Genomic DNA, 18,054 nt, shown 5'->3' with positions numbered 1-18,054 from the left:
TATCTAGAATACCTTTTTACCTGAAATTATATTGTAAAGAATAACTATAACTGCAATTACCAATAAGATATGTACTAAACTACCCGTCGCTAGACCAGGATATATACCTAACATACCAAGAACCATATAATTATACAAATAAACGCTACTAACCATTATAGACTTCTCATAATGTATTTTTAGATTGTTTATATAAAATTAATAGTATCATTTTACTACGTTTAACTCAATTCAAAGTAATAATAACTCAAAATCTGTAGTAAGCGAATAATACAAACTTCAAAATAAACTCATTATCAGTATTTTACACTAATTTCTCTTTGAAAAAATCTATTGTCCGAGACCAAGCCAACTCAGCTGCTTCTTTGTCATATCTAGGTGTAGAAGTATTATGAAAACCATGATTCACCTCTGGATAAAAAAATACTTGATACTCTTTATCATTTTCTTTGAGTGCATTTTCATATGCTGGCCAACCAGCGTTTACACGTTCGTCCAAACCTGCATACTGTAACATTAAAGGTGCATTTATATTTATTATATCTTCTGTAGGCTGACCTCCATAAAATGGAACAGCCGCTGATAAATCCGGAACTTTAACCGCCATCATGTTAGAAATCCATCCACCAAAACAAAAACCTACTACCCCAATTTTACCATTACAATCCTTATTAGCTTTTAAATATTCAAAGGCAGCAATAAAATCTTCTAACATTTTGTCTCTATCTCGAGTACTCTGCATTTTCCGTCCCTCATCATCATTACCCGGATAACCGCCTAACGGACTCAAAGCATCGGGAGCAATAGTTATAAAACCTTCTAAGGCAGCCCTTCTAGCAGTATCTTCTATATACGGATTGAGACCCCTATTCTCATGTACTACAACAATTCCCGGCAACTTTACCTTTGCCGATTTTGGTTTGGATAATAATGCCTTTATTTCACCACCCCCTTTAGGCGAATTATAATTAATAAATCTTGAATCTAAATCCGGATTATTTTTGTCGACCAAAAAGGTATCTTGATAGTTAGGCATCAAGAAACTCATAAGAGATGCAACTGTAATGCCCCCTACTGCATAAACGGATAGCTTCTGCATAAAATCTCGTCTTTGAATTCTATTATGTGCATATGCATCATAGAGGTCAAATACTTCCTGTTTAATATCTTCTTTATTTAATGACTTCATATTATAATAGTTTTGTTCTAACTTAAAGATACAAAAACTACCGAATTTTAAGCACTCATTCAATCATGAAAAAGCCTCATTCCCAATTAAATAGGTAATGAGGCTTTTAAAATTATAAATTACAAACATTATTCTAAACTAGCCAAACTCTTTTCCAAGGTTTCTATCTTAGCTTCTGCGTCTGCCAATTTTTGACGCTCTATACCAATAACTTTCTCTGGGGCATTATTTACAAAACGCTCGTTTGAAAGTTTTTTCTGTACCGACATTAAAAAACCTTTCGTATACTTAAGTTCTTCCTTAATTTTTAAAATTTCAGCTTCAATATCAATAGCACCATCCATAGGCACAAAGTATTCATTACTCTTTACCCTAAATGTCAATGCCCCTTCTAATTGTGCTTTCAAATAGGATATTTCAGATACATTTGTAAGCTTGGATATTATAACGTCCCAATCTTTACTTACTCCCTCAGGATTTAATACTGAAAGCTTTAAAGCCTCCTTCATTGGAATATTCTTGTTCTTTCTAATTGTTCTTACTCCTGCAATAACTTCAGCAGCAACATCGAACTGCGCTATTAAGTTCTCATCTATTTTCCCTACTATTGGCCATTTAGCAATAACCAATGCCTCGCTAGTGTTTCTCTCAGATATATGTTGCCATACCTCTTCTGTTAAGAAAGGCATAAAAGGATGTAACAATTTCAAATTTTGTTCAAACAAATAAATTACCTTATCAAATGATGTTTTATCAATTGGCTGTTGGTAGGCCGGTTTAATAATTTCAAGAAGCCATGAACTATAATCATCCCAAACCAATTTATAAATCGCCATTAAAGCATCGGATATCCGGAATTTGCTAAAATGATCTTCAATTTCGAATAAGGTCTTGTTCAATTTGGACTCGTACCATTCCAATCCTAATTTAGATGCTTCTGGTTGAGGAATATCTGCTACTTCCCATCCTTTTAATAATCTAAATCCATTCCATATTTTATTAGCGAAATTCTTGCCCTGTTGACATAGGTCTTCATCGAACATTAAATCATTACCTGCAGCAGAGCTTAACAATAAACCTACTCGAACACCGTCTGCTCCATAATCTTCTATAAGTTTTAGGGCATCTGGTGAATTTCCAAGAGATTTCGACATCTTTCTTCGTTGCTTGTCCCTTACAAGGCCAGTGAAATAAACATTTTCAAAAGGTCGTTCACCTCTAAATTCATACCCAGCAACAATCATTCTAGCAACCCAGAAAAATAAAATATCCGGACCAGTAACTAAATCATTTGTTGGATAGTAATAGTTTATTTCTTCATTATCTGGATCTAAAATTCCACCGAAAACACTTATAGGCCATAGCCATGAAGAAAACCAAGTATCCAATACATCGGCATCTTGCCTCAGGTCAACTTTTTGTAAATTTTTATTTTTAGCTTTTATTCTTGCTAATTCCAATGCATCTTCAATATTCGCAGCTACAACAAAATCATCTTGCCCATCACCAAAATAAAATGCAGGTATTTGCTGTCCCCACCATAATTGTCTAGAAATATTCCAATCGCGAACATTCTCCATCCAATGGCGGTACGTATTTTCAAATTTCTTTGGATACAATTTTACATCACCACTTTCCATTACAGCCTCTAAAGCAGGCTTGGCCAAATCTTCCATTTTCAGAAACCATTGGTCAGACAATTTAGGCTCTATTACTGCCTTGGTTCGTTCAGAAGTTCCAACTTTATTTATATGGGTCTCTGTTTTTACCAAGAAACCCTTTTCCTCCAACTCTTTTGATATTTCTTTTCTAACTACAAAACGGTCTTTACCTTCATAATGCATTCCAAAACTATTTAAGCTTGCATCATCATTAAAGATATCTATGGTATCCAAATTATGTTTCTCACCCAACGCTTTGTCATTTATGTCATGTGCAGGTGTCACCTTTAAACAACCTGTACCAAATTCCATATCTACATAATCATCTTCAATAATTGGAACTACCCTATTACAAATAGGTACAATAACCTTTTTACCTTTTAGATGTGTAAAACGTTCATCATTTGGGTTAATACAAATAGCTGTGTCACCCAAAATTGTTTCGGGTCTTGTTGTTGCAATGGTTACCTTTTCATTAGAACCTTCTATCTCATATGCCAAATAGTATAAAAGGCCCTGTCTTTCCTCATAAACAACTTCTTCATCGGATAATGTGGTCATTGCTTCTGGATCCCAATTCACCATTCTAAACCCACGGTAAATTAATCCTTTATTATATAGATCAATAAAGACTTTGATAACACTATCATAGCGTTCCTGATCCATTGTAAACGCCGTACGGTCCCAATCACAAGAACAACCCAATTTCTTCAACTGCTCTAGAATAATACCTCCGTACTGGTGTGTCCAATCCCAGGCATGTTCTAAAAATTCGTCACGGGTAAGATCATTTTTATTAATTCCTTGCTCTTTAAGCTTTGCCACAACTTTAGCTTCTGTAGCTATTGAAGCATGATCGGTACCGGGTACCCAACAGGCATTTTTGCCCAAAAGTCGTGCTCTTCTAATCAACACATCTTGTATTGTATTGTTTAACATATGGCCCATATGTAATATTCCGGTTACGTTTGGCGGTGGTATTACAATACTATATGACTCTCTTTCATCTGGCACGGAATGAAAATATCCGTTTTTCATCCAGTACTCATACCAATGACTTTCTGTGGATTGCGGATTATATTTTGAAGGAATTTCCATATTTGGAACAGTTTTTGAATAATAATAAAATAGGTTCATAAAAATTATAGCCGAATTGACAATCTAACGGTCATTTCAGCCATTTTTACCCAAAGATAAATACGAAACAAAAATAAGTAACGTTAGAGTATAACAAAAGGATTTTGAGGTTGATCTGAAAAGATTTAATTTTGAAGTCCACCCAAAATTAAAAATGATGAAAAAAATAGTACTTGTATTATTTATTGGTTTGCTTGGTTTTAGCTTAACAGCGCAAGATTCTGCAGCTAAAATAGAATTTAAATCAGAGACAGTTGATTATGGCGAAATTGCCAAAGGTTCAGATGGAATAAGGGTTTTTGAATTCACTAATACTGGAACAGCTCCACTTATCATAAGTAAAGTTAGTTCTAGTTGTGGTTGTACAATTCCTAAAAAACCAGAAGATCCAATTTTACCAGGAAAAACAGGTGAAATTCAAGTTAAGTATGACACTAATAGAGTTGGTCCTATTCGTAAGGCGATTACAGTAATATCTAATGCAGATACTCCTACTAAGGTTTTAAAAATCAAAGGAGAAGTTTTAGCTAATGGTTCCAAATAAAATTTATTTACAACATTTGAAAGCCCAACTTAAAAGTTGGGCTTTTTTATGCCTTATTTTTACTCAAATAGTGGTTTTAAAACAAAACTGAATAACAAATCACTATTAAATCGCTCTACCAAAACTTTAACTTTTTTGTCTTTATTATCATTTAGCATAGTCATGATTTCTTGCATCTTATAACGATGGATGGGTTGTCCATTAACGGCTAAAATAACATCACCTTCCTTCAAACCAGCTGAATGTGCTGGACTACCTTGGCGTATCCCTGAAACGATTATTTCTGGCACCACACTAAGTCTTGTTGCCACTTGAAGTACCATTTGTATATCACCATATGTTTTATGGTCGCTATACACTATTCCATTACGATCCGCAATTCTTTCAGATACATAGCGAATGCCAGCATGCTGCAAGTTTATTCCACTAATGTTGTATTGAAACATTTTATTGAAATTAGAATTCTTCTTCAATACCACTTTCCGGTTTGCATAATCAAAAACTAAATTAAATCGTTTCAAAACTTCGCCACCTAAACTTCCATTTCTACCCCCAAAATCCATTATCGAATTAAAAGTTTCCATATCAGGAAAAGCTGCCTTCGCATCCTTCAAAATAAAGTCTGAAATTTTCAAATGATGAATTTTAGTTCGTTTTCCATATATATCACCTGCGAGCCCTTTACCCAAAAAATCTTCATAGTATTTTAGTGGTATTTGCAAACGATCATCCTCAAATAACCACAAGGCATCACTACTACCCGTATCCATCAACAATCTAACAGGAACTTCTTCTGTACCCTTTACCAAAACACTGGCATTCAAATACGCCTTTTTTCGTATAACTGACATATCTAATACGCGAGACTTTTTAGATATCCTATGTTTATAGGTATCAGGATTATAAAATTTAATCGTCTTGTTCGTATAATTAATATCAACAACAAAATCACGAAATAGCTCATAGCCAATTATACCGTGTACAGGTACGCCCAAGTCTGGAGAAAAATTAATACCTGAATCCATTACCACATAAATATCTTGCGATACATTCTTAACACTGCCAAGCTTTACAAAATTACCTGAAGATTTTAGTGCATTTATAGGGTCACCTTCTCCTAGTCCATTTATCGTTATTTCGGTTACACTATTAAGTTGAATAGAATCTTGATCCGCTAAATTGAATAGAATTGGTGTGCCAACACCAGAATCCAGTACAAACGACAGCTCAGTACCGTTCACCTCAACTGGTATAATCATTAAATTATTGATGAGCTCAAACTTCACTTTATGAAATTTCTTACCAGAAGGCAATTGATACGATTGTGCTATTCCCGAAAAGGAAAAACATATTGTTAAAATAACTATAAGGACTTTTAACTTACGTAACATGATAGTTATGAATTAGTTATATTCTTAAAGTTACACATTTAACGATTACAAAAAATAATTTTAACACCATGTATTAAAATCAAATAAAACCTAATAATATTGTATGAACCATAATCATTTATCACTTTTGTGTAAAATAAATTGATTATGCCATCTGTTTCAAATAAAGGGCTATCTATGCCCGAATCACCTATACGTAAATTAGTTCCATTTGCAGAAAACGCAAAAAAGAAAGGGGTTAAGGTGATTCATCTTAACATAGGCCAACCAGACATTAAAACACCACAAAAAGCTTTAGATGCAGTTAGAAACAACGCTATAAACGTTTTAGAATATAGCCGCACAGAAGGTTCTGAAGAATTTAGAACCAAAATCGCTCAATACTACGTAAAAAATAATATTCCGGTAAGTGCTTCTGATATTATTGTAACTACTGGTGGATCCGAAGCTTTGGCTTTTGCAATGAATACTGTTGCCGATACAGAGGATGAAATTATTATTCCTGAACCTTTTTATGCCAATTATAATGGTTTCGCCACAGCATGCGGAGTTAAAGTTGTTCCGGTAGTTTCAAAGCTTGAAGACAACTTTGCCCTTCCCCCTATTGAGGAATTTGAGAAATTAATTACTGCGAGAACTAAAGCTATCTTAATATGCAACCCTGGTAACCCTACGGGTTATCTTTATAGTAAAGAAGAAATTCAAAAATTAGCAGCCTTAGTTAAAAAGCATAATATCTTTCTTATTGCTGACGAGGTTTATAGAGAATTCACTTACGATGATAAAGTACATACTTCTATATTAAAGGAAGATGGATTAGATGACCATGCAATTATTATCGATTCCGTTTCTAAAAGATACAGTATGTGCGGAGCTAGAATTGGCTATCTAGTTTCTAAAAACAAAGAATTTATAGCCACCGCTTTAAAGTTTGCACAAGCTAGACTTTCGCCACCTACCTATGCTCAAATAGCAAGCGAAGCTGCTTTAGATACCCCAGACAGCTATTTTGAAGAAGTGAAAACAGAATATGTTGCAAGAAGAAATATATTAATCTCAGAATTAGAAAAGATTGAAGGCATTAAAATAGCCAGACCACAAGGTGCATTCTATTGTATTGCAGAGTTACCTATTAAGGATGCAGATCATTTTGCTCAATGGTTATTAGAAGAATTTAGAGTTGACAACGAAACGGTTATGGTGGCGCCGGCAGCAGGGTTTTATGCAACAGAAGGCCTCGGCAAAAACCAAATTAGAATTGCTTATGTACTTGACCAAGACAGCTTGAAAAGAGCAGTAAAAATAATTGGAGAGGCCCTTAAAAGCTACAAAGGTTAATGATTATACATGAAAACTTTTCTTTAAAAAATCACAATACGTTTGGTATTGATACTACCGCAAAATATTTTGTGGAAATTAATTCATTAGAAGAATTAATAAGCATTATTGGTAATAATGATTATCCACGTAAAATAGTAATCGGCGGCGGTAGTAATATACTTCTCACCGATAACATAGATGCACTTTTTATTCATATAAATTTAAAAGGTAAAAGTATTGTATCCGAATCATCTGATAGGGCACTAGTAAAGATAATGGCTGGTGAGAAATGGCACGAAATGGTACTTTGGACAATTGAAAACAACTATGGAGGTTTAGAAAACATGTCTCTTATACCAGGCAATACTGGCACTGCACCCATACAGAACATAGGCGCTTATGGTGTGGAATTAAAAGATTGCTTTGTTAGCTGCGAAGCAATTCGAATTGAAGATTTACAACTAATTACACTTACTAAAGAGGAATGTAAATTTGGCTATAGAGATTCTTACTTTAAAAATGAAGGCAAAGATAAATATGTAATTACCTCGGTTACTTTTTCATTAACAAAAAATAACCATATAATTAATTCTGGTTATGGTGCCATCGAAGAGCAATTAGAACGCGACGCAATTAAAAACCCTACCATAAAAGATATTTCCAACGCGGTAATTGCCATAAGACAAAGTAAACTGCCCGACCCAAAAGTATTAGGAAATAGTGGTAGTTTTTTTAAAAATCCTATGGTCTCAAAAGAAATATTCAATGAGTTTATCAGCAAGTATCCTGAAGCCCCTTTTTATAAAATAACTGATTTAATTTACAAAATTCCTGCTGGTTGGTTAATTGAAAAATGTGGATTTAAAGGGAAAAGATTTGGTGATGCCGGTGTACACGAAAAACAGGCATTAGTACTAGTAAATTATAACAAGGCTACCGGAAAGGAAATTTTAGCACTTGCTTCAAAAATCATCGAAGAAGTCCAAAATAAATTTAATATTACCATTAGTCCCGAGGTTAATTTAATAAAATAACCCCTGTAAAATAAATTACAAGGGTTATTACCAAACCAAACCAACCAAAACAAAGTGGGCAGTTACCAGCCGACCACTTATTCAATATATATTTTTAGATAACGCATCATTAACAATCAATTTTATAATTTAGCGTTTAAGCATATACGGTTCAATCTTAGTAATTGGATGTCCATTTAAAAAAATATGTACATCTTTTTAAATTATGAGCACTCTATTAGAAAATCATATTGTGGAATTATTACAGGAGCGAAACGAAAAAGCGATTTCACTTCTGTATGACAATTATGCCAACACTTTATTAGGGGTCGCCAATAAAATTGTACGCGATCCAGAATTGGCTCAAGATGTAGTTCAAGAATCTTTTGTAAAAATTTGGAAAAAAGCTGACTCATATGACCCTAAAAAGGCAAAACTATTTACATGGCTTTTTAGAATAACTCGAAATACAGCAATAGACAAATTAAGAAGTGTCAACACAAAATCTGATAAGGAAATCCAAATAGATATTTCTAACGTATATACATTAGGCGTAGAAAGTACAAGACCAGAGTTAATGGATGTTAAAGAGCACCTTAGCAAAATTGAGAATAAATACCAGATTGTTCTAGAAGCTCTTTTCTTTCAAGGTATGACCCAACAAGAAGCAAGTGATGAGTTGGATATTCCTTTGGGAACCATTAAGTCTAGATTAAAAATAGGTTTGCGCGAATTAGGTAAAATATATGGTCCTGCTTTTATAGCTATTATGTTAAATATTGTATTATGAAAGACAAAATAAAAATTTTTCTAGATTCTGATTTATTAGAAAAATATCTTTTAGGAGCTACTACAGACTTAGAAGCTATGCAAGTTGAGCGATATATTGCTATGTATCCCGAAGTTCACGATACTTACAACGAATTACAAGACAACCTTGCAATTTTCGCAAAATTACATGCTATCGAAGCGCCACAAGGACTAAAGGATAAGATTAATTCAAGAATAAAAGCTGAGCGAAGTGGTAGAAAAAAATTCTTCAGGTATGCTATCGCGGCAAGTATTACCGCAATTATGTTTGCTGGAATATCAACTTTCTTCTGGAATCAAAATCAGAGCTTACTAGAAGAGAACAGTGTGGTAAGCAATAAAATAAAGTTGCTTGAAGAAAACATGAAAGAACAGTTGGAAGATGTACGAAATCAATTTATCGTACTTAACAATCCACAGACAAAAAAGTATAATGTAAAAGGAAATCAAAAAGCAAAGGACCTAAAAGCTGTTGCTTATATAAATCCTGTAAAGAAATTATCTTTTATTAATGTGAGCAAATTACCTCACATTCCAGAAAGTCAATGTTTTCAAATGTGGGCTGAGGTTAACGGTAAAATGATTAATCTAGGTATTATTGAAGAAGCAGGTGATCAACATAAATTAATGGCACTACCTTATGCCGAAAATGCTGTTGGTTATATTACCATTGAGCAGAAAGGTGGCAACCACCTACCAAGTGTAGAAAATATAGTAGCCAATATAGCATACTAATATTTCAAATATAAAGTATTCTCAAAGCCCCTATTTTGGGGCTTTATTTTTATCTTTGTCTAAAATTAGCTTATGAAACTATTATTTTTAACCATTGGTTTATTAGCATTGGCATTTGCTGGCATAGCAATTAAAATCTGGTCTAAAAAAGACGGAGAATTTTCTGGAACATGTGCAAGTCAGAGTCCATTTTTAAACCAAGACGGACAAGCATGTGGTATGTGCGGTAAATTACCAGCCGAGCAAGATTGCATAAAAGATACTATTTCTGAATAAGGTAAAGTAATTCTTATAAAACTTACCTAACCCAAAATCATTTTTTGAACAACGTAGACAATTTAGAAGAAACAATACGAAAAGCGAAAGAAGGCAACCAAATTGCTTTCAGTCGATTATTGGATATGTTTTGGAATGATGTTTATGGTTTTCAATTAAAACGTACAGAAAACGAAAATGACTCAGAGGATATTACTATACAAACATTCTCTAAAGCTTTTGATAAAATACATACTTACAATGACAGCTATGTTTTTAAAACGTGGCTAATAGCCATTTCTAAGAACATACACATAGACTTGGTTCGTAAGCGCAAAAAAAGCTTATTAGACTCTCGAAGCAGTGCCGACGAAATAACCAGTGCATTGGATGCAACACCTTCTATGGAAGATCAGTTGATTCAAGAACAAAATTTAGCCGATTTATTAAGAGACATTAAAAAACTAAAACCTCACTATCAAACTGTAATAAATCTTAGGTATTTCAATGAATTAAGCTATGCAGATATCGCAGCTAATTTAAACGAACCTATAAACAGCATCAAAGTGAAACTACTTAGGGCTAAAAAACTACTTTCCGAAATCATTAAAGCAAGGAAATAAACTTCAAATTAACCATCTTCTTTTTCATATTACAAAAGCCAATCGTTTCATAGGTAATTCTACTTTATCTACACTTTTTAAGTTTGTATATTTGTATTAAAATATTAGCATGTCTACAGTCCTAAATGAAAATGTTGTTCCACCTAAAGGAAAACCGAAATGGCTTAGGGTTAAATTACCCACAGGTAAAAAATACACACAACTAAGAGGCTTAGTTGACAAGTATGACCTTCATACAATTTGTACTAGCGGTAGTTGCCCAAATATGGGAGAATGCTGGGGAGAAGGAACCGCAACTTTTATGATATTAGGTAATGTTTGTACAAGGTCATGTGGTTTTTGTGGAGTAAAAACCGGTAGACCAGAAAATGTTGATTGGGCAGAACCAGAAAAAGTGGCACGTTCTATCAAAATAATGGGTATTAAACATGCTGTTGTTACTTCTGTAGATAGAGATGATCTAAAGGACATGGGCTCCATTATTTGGGCAGAAACCGTAAAGGCCATTCGTAGAATGAACCCAACCACTACTTTAGAAACTTTAATTCCAGATTTTCAAGGAATCGAAAAACATTTGGATAGAATAATAGATGTTGCCCCAGAAGTGGTTTCCCATAACATGGAAACAGTTAAAAGATTAACTAGAGAAGTACGTATACAAGCAAAATACGAACGTAGTCTTGAGGCCCTTAATTATTTAAAAAAGCAAGGTATTAACAGAACTAAATCTGGAATCATGTTAGGTCTTGGCGAACATGAAGACGAGGTAATTTCTACGTTGGCAGATTTAAGAAATGTAAATGTTGATGTAGTTACCATAGGCCAGTACCTTCAGCCTTCTAAAAAGCATCTACCAGTAAAGGAATTTATAACTCCAGAGCAATTTAAAAAATATGAGGACATTGGCCTAGACATGGGCTTCAGACATGTGGAAAGCGGTGCATTGGTAAGATCATCTTATAAAGCCCATAAACACATTCTTTAATTTGTACTACTGTCAACAAGAATTGTTTTTTTTATAATTCTTACTTGTAGTATTCGTTTACTTTTATAATCGTTCTATATATATTCACCACCAACGTTAACCAATGCAAAAAATAAATATTGGCATTAATGGTTTTGGAAGAATAGGAAGAACCCTATTCCGCCTTTTGCAGCAACAAGAACATTTAAATGTAGTTGCCATTAATGATTTAGCAGATACAAGAACACTTTCACATTTATTAAAATATGACAGTATACATGGCACATCTCCCCATATAATAGGGCATGACGAAAAACATATTATCGTTAATGGCAAGAAAGTCCTACTTTCTAACGAAACCCATCCTTCTAAAATAAACTGGTCTTCTACCAATGTTGACTTGGTTGTCGAATGCACGGGGAAGTTTAAAGACCGAGAAACGTTATCTTTTCATATCGCAAATGGTGCAAGAAAGGTAATTCTATCAGTGCCGCCTATGGAAGATGACATAAAAATGATTGTCTTCGGCATCAATGAAAATACTTTAAACACCAATGACGATATTGTATCAAACGCATCTTGCACTACGAATAATGCCGCACCTATGATTAAGGTAATAAATGACCTTTGTGGTATTGAACAAGCCTACATCACAACTATACACTCCTATACAACCGATCAAAGCCTGCATGACCAACCCCATCGAGATTTAAGAAGGGCTCGAGCAGCAGCTCAATCTATTGTACCAACTACAACTGGTGCCGCGAAAGCCTTGACAAGAATATTTCCTGAACTAGCAGATTCTATCGGTGGTTGTGGCATTAGGGTTCCAGTACCTAATGGATCTTTAACCGATATCACTTTAAATGTGAAAAGGACTACAACTATTGAGGAAATAAACGATACATTTGAAAAAGCGTCGAAAAATCAGTTTAAAAATATATTGTGCTTCACCGATGACCCAATAGTTTCTATAGATATAAACAATAGTTGTTACTCTTGTACGTTTGATTCTTTAATGACCTCTGTAATAGGAAAAATGGTGAAGATTATTGGTTGGTATGATAACGAAACCGGATATAGCAGCAGAATCATTGATTTGATTAATTACATGAACAGTAAAAATTATATTTGAAGCTATTATTCATAAATAGAGCAATTAATTTTTTTTTAGTCTCCATTTTTATTTTGGCGACTACCACACGTGTATTTTCACAAGATTCTGTTAGCTCTAATGACATTCAATCTTATTTCAACCAAGCGAGAAAATTCAAGAATCAAGATAAAATAGATTTAGCACTTGAAACTTTGAGTACAGCCGCAAATGAGGCTGAAAAAAAAGATGATATTAAAGCATTGATCGATAGTCTTCATGAGCTGGCTTTGCTTTACCTAAAAATTGACAAAGAGGGAGCTACAGAATTCTATTGGGATCGCGCCAGTGTTTCATTAAAAGACATCGCATACCCTTATGGAGATGCAATGCACAAATATATCGAAGCAATTCTCTTGCATCGAAGTAATCGAAATTTTCAGTCCTTGTTTATGCTGAACGAAGCAAAACAACTCAATAATGATAGAAATTTCTATAACAATCTATTGTTAACAGAGGCTAGAGTTTATATAAGTTTAGAAAAATATGATAGTGCTACAAAAAATCTCAACTCCCTAATTGTAAATACAGATGTTCATGAAAAAGAATATCTCACTGCTCAAGCATATTTAACACTTGCGGAATTAAATTTAAGAACTGACAATTTAGCTGAGTCAGCTAAAAATGGAGAAAATGCATTAGTCACAGCACAAACCAATGGCTTTTTAGAAGACATAAAAACAGCTAACGCGTTGTTAAGCAATGTTTATGAGAGATTAGGTTTGTATCAAAAATCTTTAGTCAATAGTCAAAACTTAATTCAGCTAAAAGACTCTATTTTTAACATAGAAAAAAATAAAATTGAAGCTAAAACTGCCGATAAAATAAAAGATGATTACAAGACAGAAGAAATAGCAAGGCAAGATAAGAAAATTGAGGAACTAACAGAATCGCAAAATAGATCTGAACTTACAGCAATTTTAGCCTCGGCTTTTTTAATTATTATCTCACTTCTAGCAGTTACGTTATATCGTAACAATCAAATCAAATTTAAAACGAACGATTTACTACAAACCAAGAATAAAGAATTACAAATAGCAAGAGATAGCGCAGTACAAGCTATGGAAGCAAAGTCAAACTTTCTTTCCACTGTTAGCCATGAGCTTAGAACTCCTTTATATGCCGTTACAGGCCTAACCCATCTTCTTTTAGAAGAGGAGCCACAAGAACATCAAAAAGAGCATTTAAAAGCATTAAAATTCTCTGGCGATTATTTATTAAACTTCATTAATGATATACTTCATATCAATAAAATTGATGCCAATAAATTAGAACCTCTTAATATGGAGTTTAACCTTAATAAGGTTATAAATGAGGTTATTAATTCATTGACTCAAAGTGCCAAAGCAAACAACACCAAACTGATTTTGGAGTATGATTCGGAAATACCTGGCCATTTATTAAGTGACCCATTAAAACTTTCTCAAATTTTCATGAACCTGATTGGCAATTCCATCAAGTTCACTAAAGATGGTGAAGTAAAAATTATTGCCAAACTACTCAATAAAGTTGATGACGATGTAACCATTTATTTTGAAGTAAGCGATAATGGAATTGGTATTTCAAAAGAAAAGCAGAAAAATATTTTTGAAGGATTTGAACAAGGTTCCATTCAAATAAACCGCGAATATGGAGGAACTGGTTTAGGACTAACTATTGTCAAAAGTCTTTTAGGATTGTTCAAAAGTAAAATAGAACTTGAAAGTTCACTAGGCGAAGGAAGTTCTTTCTTCTTTGAAATTAAAATGAAAAGTCTTGATGATATTCCAGAAGATTTTTCATTTGAAATTACTCCTCGCGATTACGATTTTAAAAATCTTCATCTATTAATTGTTGAGGATAATAAAATCAATCAAGTTATTACTAAAAAAATGCTATCTAAAAAGGAAATGACCAGTGACATTGCCAATAATGGTCATGAAGCCATTACTTTAGCTCAAGAAAATGTTTACGATGCCATTCTTATGGATATTCATATGCCAGGCATTAGTGGCGAAGAAGCTACTATTGAAATTAGAAAATTTAACCAAGACACACCTATTATCGCATTAACTGCAATTTCATTAGACGATAGTTTAGAGAGTTTTTATGCGGCAGGCTGTAATGATGTAGTTACCAAACCTTTTAACCCAGATGTGTTTTATCAAAAAATAGGGGAGAATATTTTTGATAAAAAACCTAAGAACCCGTTGTCATAAATTGTCTTAATTCTTCATCCAAAATTTCCTTGTCTTGTTTTATAAACTGGTGAGAAACTTCTATATAATGTAAATTGGAGAGTCTTGATTTCAACCGCACATAGTCCTTTTCAGTGGTAAGAATACATTCTTTCCCCTTAAATACAGTAATTTCTTGTTCGGTAAAAAAATGATGATCATTAAATTTCATATGATCAAATGCAATACCTTCTTCCAATAAAAAATTTTCTAATGGAACCGGATTTGCAATACCGGTTACTAAGGTTACTTTTTTATTTTTAAGCTCATCAAGGTTTACATTGGCCCCTTTTAAATCTTTATTATAGGATAAGAAGCTAAAGAGTACTTTTTGATGTTTCTTAGGATTAATTTTATCTATTATTTCTTTTTTTTCGGAAATTGATAAATCTTTAGGGCATTTGGTAACGACAATCGTATTTGCTCTTCTTGCCTCCTTTTTAGAATCTCTTAAATCGCCGGTCGGTATGTACCAATCATTCACATATATATTATGGTAGTCCGTTAATAGGATTGAGTAACCTGGCATTACTTTTCGATGTTGAAAAGCGTCATCCAATAAAATAACATCCAGATTAACTCTCAGTTCTAATTGCGCGATACCATTTCTTCTATTAGCATCTACAGCTACGGCTACTTTTGGGAATTTAGATTTCAATTGATACGGTTCATCCCCTAAATCTTCAACACTAGTTTTGTTGTTGGAAAGCAAAAAACCATTAGATTTTCTTTTATATCCCCTACTCAAAATCGCCAATTGGTAATCTTGGTGAAGCGACTTTATCAATAATTCTATCATGGGAGTTTTACCGGTTCCACCAACACTTAAATTACCCACACATATTGTTTTTGTGTTGAATGATTTTGAAGAAAAAATTCCTAAATCATAACATCGGTTTCTCAAAAACACTATTAAACCGTATACTAAAGAAATAGGGAAAAGAAGTTTTCGTAATACCTGCATCAGTACGAAATTATAATAATTTATCTTTGAATACATTATTTTTCAATAAAATGACTATAAACACGATAACGCAAATATTAGAGGACTTTGCTCCATTAGGCTATGCAGAAGATTTTGATAATGTAGGACTACTCGTAGGGGATTCATCTGCCAAATTAACTGGAGTTTTAGTCACCTTAGATACCCTTGAAAATGTTGTTGATGAAGCAATTGCTAAAAAATGCAACTTAATCGTCAGCTTCCATCCTATTATTTTTGGTGGACTAAAGAAAATAACGGGCAAGAATTATGTAGAACGTGTAGTTATAAAGGCTATTCAAAATAACATTGCCATTTATTCTATGCATACAGCGCTCGATAATGTAGCGCAAGGCGTCAACGGTAAAATTTGTGAGGTATTGGGTATCACTAACACCAAAATACTTATACCTCAAAAGGGTACCCTAAAGAAACTGACCACCTATGTACCTTTAGCAAATGTTGAAGAAGTAAAAGAAGCCCTTTTCAATGCTGGTGCCGGTGAAATAGGAAATTACTCGAACTGTAGTTTTTCAACTGAAGGCAAAGGAACATTTAAAGCAAATGATAAAGCCAACCCAGTAAAAGGTATAATTGGTGAAACTCATTTAGAGCCTGAGGTAATGTTAACTTGTATTTTTGGAAAGAACAATGAGCATACAATCATTAAAAATTTAATAATTGCTCACCCTTACGAAGAAGTGGCATACGACATTCAAACCTTAGATAATACCAACCCATATATTGGCATGGGTATGATTGGAGAATTAACAAAAGAGATTTCAGAAATTGAATTTTTAAATGATTTAAAGCAAAAAATGAAAACTTCGGTGGTTAGGCATTCTAAATTATTACAGAAGTCAATTAAAAAAATTGCTGTTTTAGGAGGCAGTGGTTCATTTGCAATTAGCGCTGCAAAAGCTGCTGGAGCAGACATTTTTATTACCGCAGACCTTAAATATCATCAATTTTATGAAGCTGAAAATCAAATGGTTTTGGCAGATATAGGACACTTTGAAACCGAGCAGTTTACAAAAAACCTTTTAGTTGATTATCTTACGAAAAAAATTCCTAATTTTGCAATCCATTTATCGGAAAGTATAACAAATCCCATCAATTATTTTTAATATGGCAAAAAAAGAAGATTCCTCTGTAGAAGCAAAGTTAAGAGCATTATATGATTTGCAATTAATTGATTCTAGAGTTGATGAAATAAGGAATGTTCGAGGTGAACTACCTTTGGAAGTAGAAGATTTGGAAGATGAAGTCCTTGGCCTTAAAACGAGAATGGACAAACTTAAAACTGATTTAGAAAATATAAATTTCGAAATCGGTGCTAAGAAAAACCTTATTGAGGAAGCAAAGACGCTAATAAAAAAATACGGCGAGCAACAAAAAAATGTTCGTAATAGTAGAGAATTCAATTCAATCAGTAAAGAATTGGAATTCCAAGAATTGGAAATTCAATTAGCTGATAAGAATATTAAAGAATTCAAAGCTCAAATCGAGCAAAAGAAAGCGGTTATTTCCGAAACGAAAGAACGTTTGGCTGAGCGCGATGCTCACTTAAAGCACAAAAAAAGTGAATTGAATGCTATTCTTGCTGAAACCGAGAAAGAAGAAAAAGCATTGTTAGAAGAATCAATCAAATTTCAAGATAAAATTGAAGAGCGTTTGGTTAAGGCTTATGCCCGTATTCGTAACAATGTTAAGAATGGTTTAGCAGTTGTACCAATTGAAAGAGGCGCTTCAGGTGGTTCATTCTTTACTATTCCACCTCAAGTACAGGTTGAAATTGCTTCAAGAAAAAAAATCATTACCGATGAGCATAGTGGTCGTATTTTAGTTGACCCTATATTAGCAGAGGAAGAAAGTGAAAAAATGCAAAAAATGTTTGCTAAATTATAGTAGCATTTTAGTAAAATGTAAAAAAGCCATCTTTAATTAGATGGCTTTTTTTATTTAAATTCATGCCAATGAAAGTCATTAAAATATTCTTATTACTTTTTTTTATCCACGGTTCGACTTTAACAGCTCAACAATTATTAGACTTTAAATGGA

General features: G+C 33.4%; 16 protein-coding genes and 1 pseudogene. 12 read left to right on the top strand and 5 right to left on the bottom strand.

Annotated features, from left to right (window positions below):
• Window positions 1–3 precede the first annotated feature (3 nt).
• The 3 genes and pseudogenes from AACZ49_RS08345 to AACZ49_RS08335 all read right to left on the bottom strand — a co-directional run bounded on the left by AACZ49_RS08345 (window position 4) and on the right by AACZ49_RS08335 (window position 3,948).
• Window positions 4–140: pseudogene (locus AACZ49_RS08345) on the bottom strand (lmo0937 family membrane protein).
• A 164-nt stretch (window positions 141–304) separates the two neighbouring features.
• Window positions 305–1,189, bottom strand: coding sequence for a dienelactone hydrolase family protein (locus AACZ49_RS08340; RefSeq protein ID WP_339653354.1), 885 nt, complete (start codon window positions 1,187–1,189; stop codon window positions 305–307).
• A 128-nt stretch (window positions 1,190–1,317) separates the two neighbouring features.
• Window positions 1,318–3,948: a valine--tRNA ligase gene (locus tag AACZ49_RS08335; RefSeq protein ID WP_339653352.1), complete on the bottom strand. Its 2,631-nt coding sequence runs from the start codon at window positions 3,946–3,948 to the stop codon at window positions 1,318–1,320.
• A 196-nt stretch (window positions 3,949–4,144) separates the two neighbouring features.
• Here AACZ49_RS08335 and AACZ49_RS08330 point away from each other — a divergent pair, with 196 nt between their 5' ends.
• The gene (locus AACZ49_RS08330; RefSeq protein ID WP_339653350.1) at window positions 4,145–4,531 is read left to right on the top strand and encodes a DUF1573 domain-containing protein; all 387 of its coding nucleotides are present in this window, start codon (window positions 4,145–4,147) and stop codon (window positions 4,529–4,531) included.
• 59 nt (window positions 4,532–4,590) lie between these two features.
• Here the strand turns inward: AACZ49_RS08330 and AACZ49_RS08325 are convergent, their stop codons facing one another.
• Window positions 4,591–5,922, bottom strand: a complete 1,332-nt coding sequence (locus tag AACZ49_RS08325) for an aspartyl protease family protein (RefSeq protein WP_339653348.1) — start codon at window positions 5,920–5,922, stop codon at window positions 4,591–4,593.
• A 147-nt stretch (window positions 5,923–6,069) separates the two neighbouring features.
• Between AACZ49_RS08325 and AACZ49_RS08320 the strand changes: the two genes are divergently transcribed.
• The 9 genes from AACZ49_RS08320 to AACZ49_RS08280 all read left to right on the top strand — a co-directional run bounded on the left by AACZ49_RS08320 (window position 6,070) and on the right by AACZ49_RS08280 (window position 14,993).
• On the top strand, window positions 6,070–7,260 hold the full coding sequence (locus tag AACZ49_RS08320; RefSeq protein WP_339653347.1) for a pyridoxal phosphate-dependent aminotransferase: 1,191 nt from the start codon (window positions 6,070–6,072) through the stop codon (window positions 7,258–7,260).
• Window positions 7,260–8,276 carry a UDP-N-acetylmuramate dehydrogenase gene (murB, locus tag AACZ49_RS08315; RefSeq protein WP_339653345.1) on the top strand — a complete coding sequence of 339 codons (1,017 nt, stop codon included), beginning with the start codon at window positions 7,260–7,262 and terminating at the stop codon, window positions 8,274–8,276. Before AACZ49_RS08320 ends, murB begins: the two co-directional genes overlap by 1 nt.
• A gap of 205 nt (window positions 8,277–8,481) precedes the next feature.
• Window positions 8,482–9,045 (top strand): sigma-70 family RNA polymerase sigma factor, encoded by a 564-nt coding sequence (locus AACZ49_RS08310; RefSeq protein WP_339653342.1) that lies wholly within the window; start codon window positions 8,482–8,484, stop codon window positions 9,043–9,045.
• Complete coding sequence (locus AACZ49_RS08305) at window positions 9,042–9,800, top strand: anti-sigma factor (RefSeq protein ID WP_339653339.1); 759 nt, start codon at window positions 9,042–9,044, stop codon at window positions 9,798–9,800. Before AACZ49_RS08310 ends, AACZ49_RS08305 begins: the two co-directional genes overlap by 4 nt.
• Before the next feature lie 72 nt (window positions 9,801–9,872).
• Entirely contained in the window at window positions 9,873–10,076 is a 204-nt protein-coding gene (locus AACZ49_RS08300) for a membrane or secreted protein (RefSeq protein ID WP_339653336.1), read from the top strand.
• 44 nt (window positions 10,077–10,120) lie between these two features.
• On the top strand, window positions 10,121–10,678 hold the full coding sequence (locus tag AACZ49_RS08295) for a sigma-70 family RNA polymerase sigma factor (RefSeq protein WP_339653333.1): 558 nt from the start codon (window positions 10,121–10,123) through the stop codon (window positions 10,676–10,678).
• A gap of 109 nt (window positions 10,679–10,787) precedes the next feature.
• Complete coding sequence (lipA, locus tag AACZ49_RS08290; RefSeq protein WP_339653331.1) at window positions 10,788–11,663, top strand: lipoyl synthase; 876 nt, start codon at window positions 10,788–10,790, stop codon at window positions 11,661–11,663.
• A 103-nt stretch (window positions 11,664–11,766) separates the two neighbouring features.
• On the top strand, window positions 11,767–12,777 hold the full coding sequence (gene gap, locus AACZ49_RS08285) for a type I glyceraldehyde-3-phosphate dehydrogenase (protein WP_339653330.1): 1,011 nt from the start codon (window positions 11,767–11,769) through the stop codon (window positions 12,775–12,777).
• Window positions 12,774–14,993: an ATP-binding protein gene (locus AACZ49_RS08280; RefSeq protein ID WP_339653328.1), complete on the top strand. Its 2,220-nt coding sequence runs from the start codon at window positions 12,774–12,776 to the stop codon at window positions 14,991–14,993. The genes gap and AACZ49_RS08280 overlap by 4 nt, the downstream gene beginning before the upstream one ends.
• Here the strand turns inward: AACZ49_RS08280 and lpxK are convergent.
• Complete coding sequence (gene lpxK, locus AACZ49_RS08275; protein WP_339653326.1) at window positions 14,974–15,975, bottom strand: tetraacyldisaccharide 4'-kinase; 1,002 nt, start codon at window positions 15,973–15,975, stop codon at window positions 14,974–14,976. The genes AACZ49_RS08280 and lpxK overlap by 20 nt on opposite strands.
• A 50-nt stretch (window positions 15,976–16,025) precedes the next feature.
• On the opposite strand from lpxK, the gene AACZ49_RS08270 reads away from it, so the two are divergent.
• Together AACZ49_RS08270 and AACZ49_RS08265 are read left to right on the top strand one after the other, a co-directional pair.
• Window positions 16,026–17,120 (top strand): Nif3-like dinuclear metal center hexameric protein, encoded by a 1,095-nt coding sequence (locus tag AACZ49_RS08270; protein ID WP_339653504.1) that lies wholly within the window; start codon window positions 16,026–16,028, stop codon window positions 17,118–17,120.
• A gap of 1 nt (window position 17,121) precedes the next feature.
• Window positions 17,122–17,901, top strand: a complete 780-nt coding sequence (locus tag AACZ49_RS08265) for a C4-type zinc ribbon domain-containing protein (protein WP_339653324.1) — start codon at window positions 17,122–17,124, stop codon at window positions 17,899–17,901.
• The last annotated feature ends 153 nt before the right edge of the window (window positions 17,902–18,054 follow it).

The organism is uncultured Maribacter sp. (assembly GCF_963975365.1).
In the GTDB taxonomy this organism is placed as follows: Bacteria; Bacteroidota; Bacteroidia; order Flavobacteriales; family Flavobacteriaceae; genus Maribacter.
The sequence above is the reverse complement of the archived record's forward strand: the minus strand, read 5'-3'. Positions and strand labels throughout refer to the sequence as shown.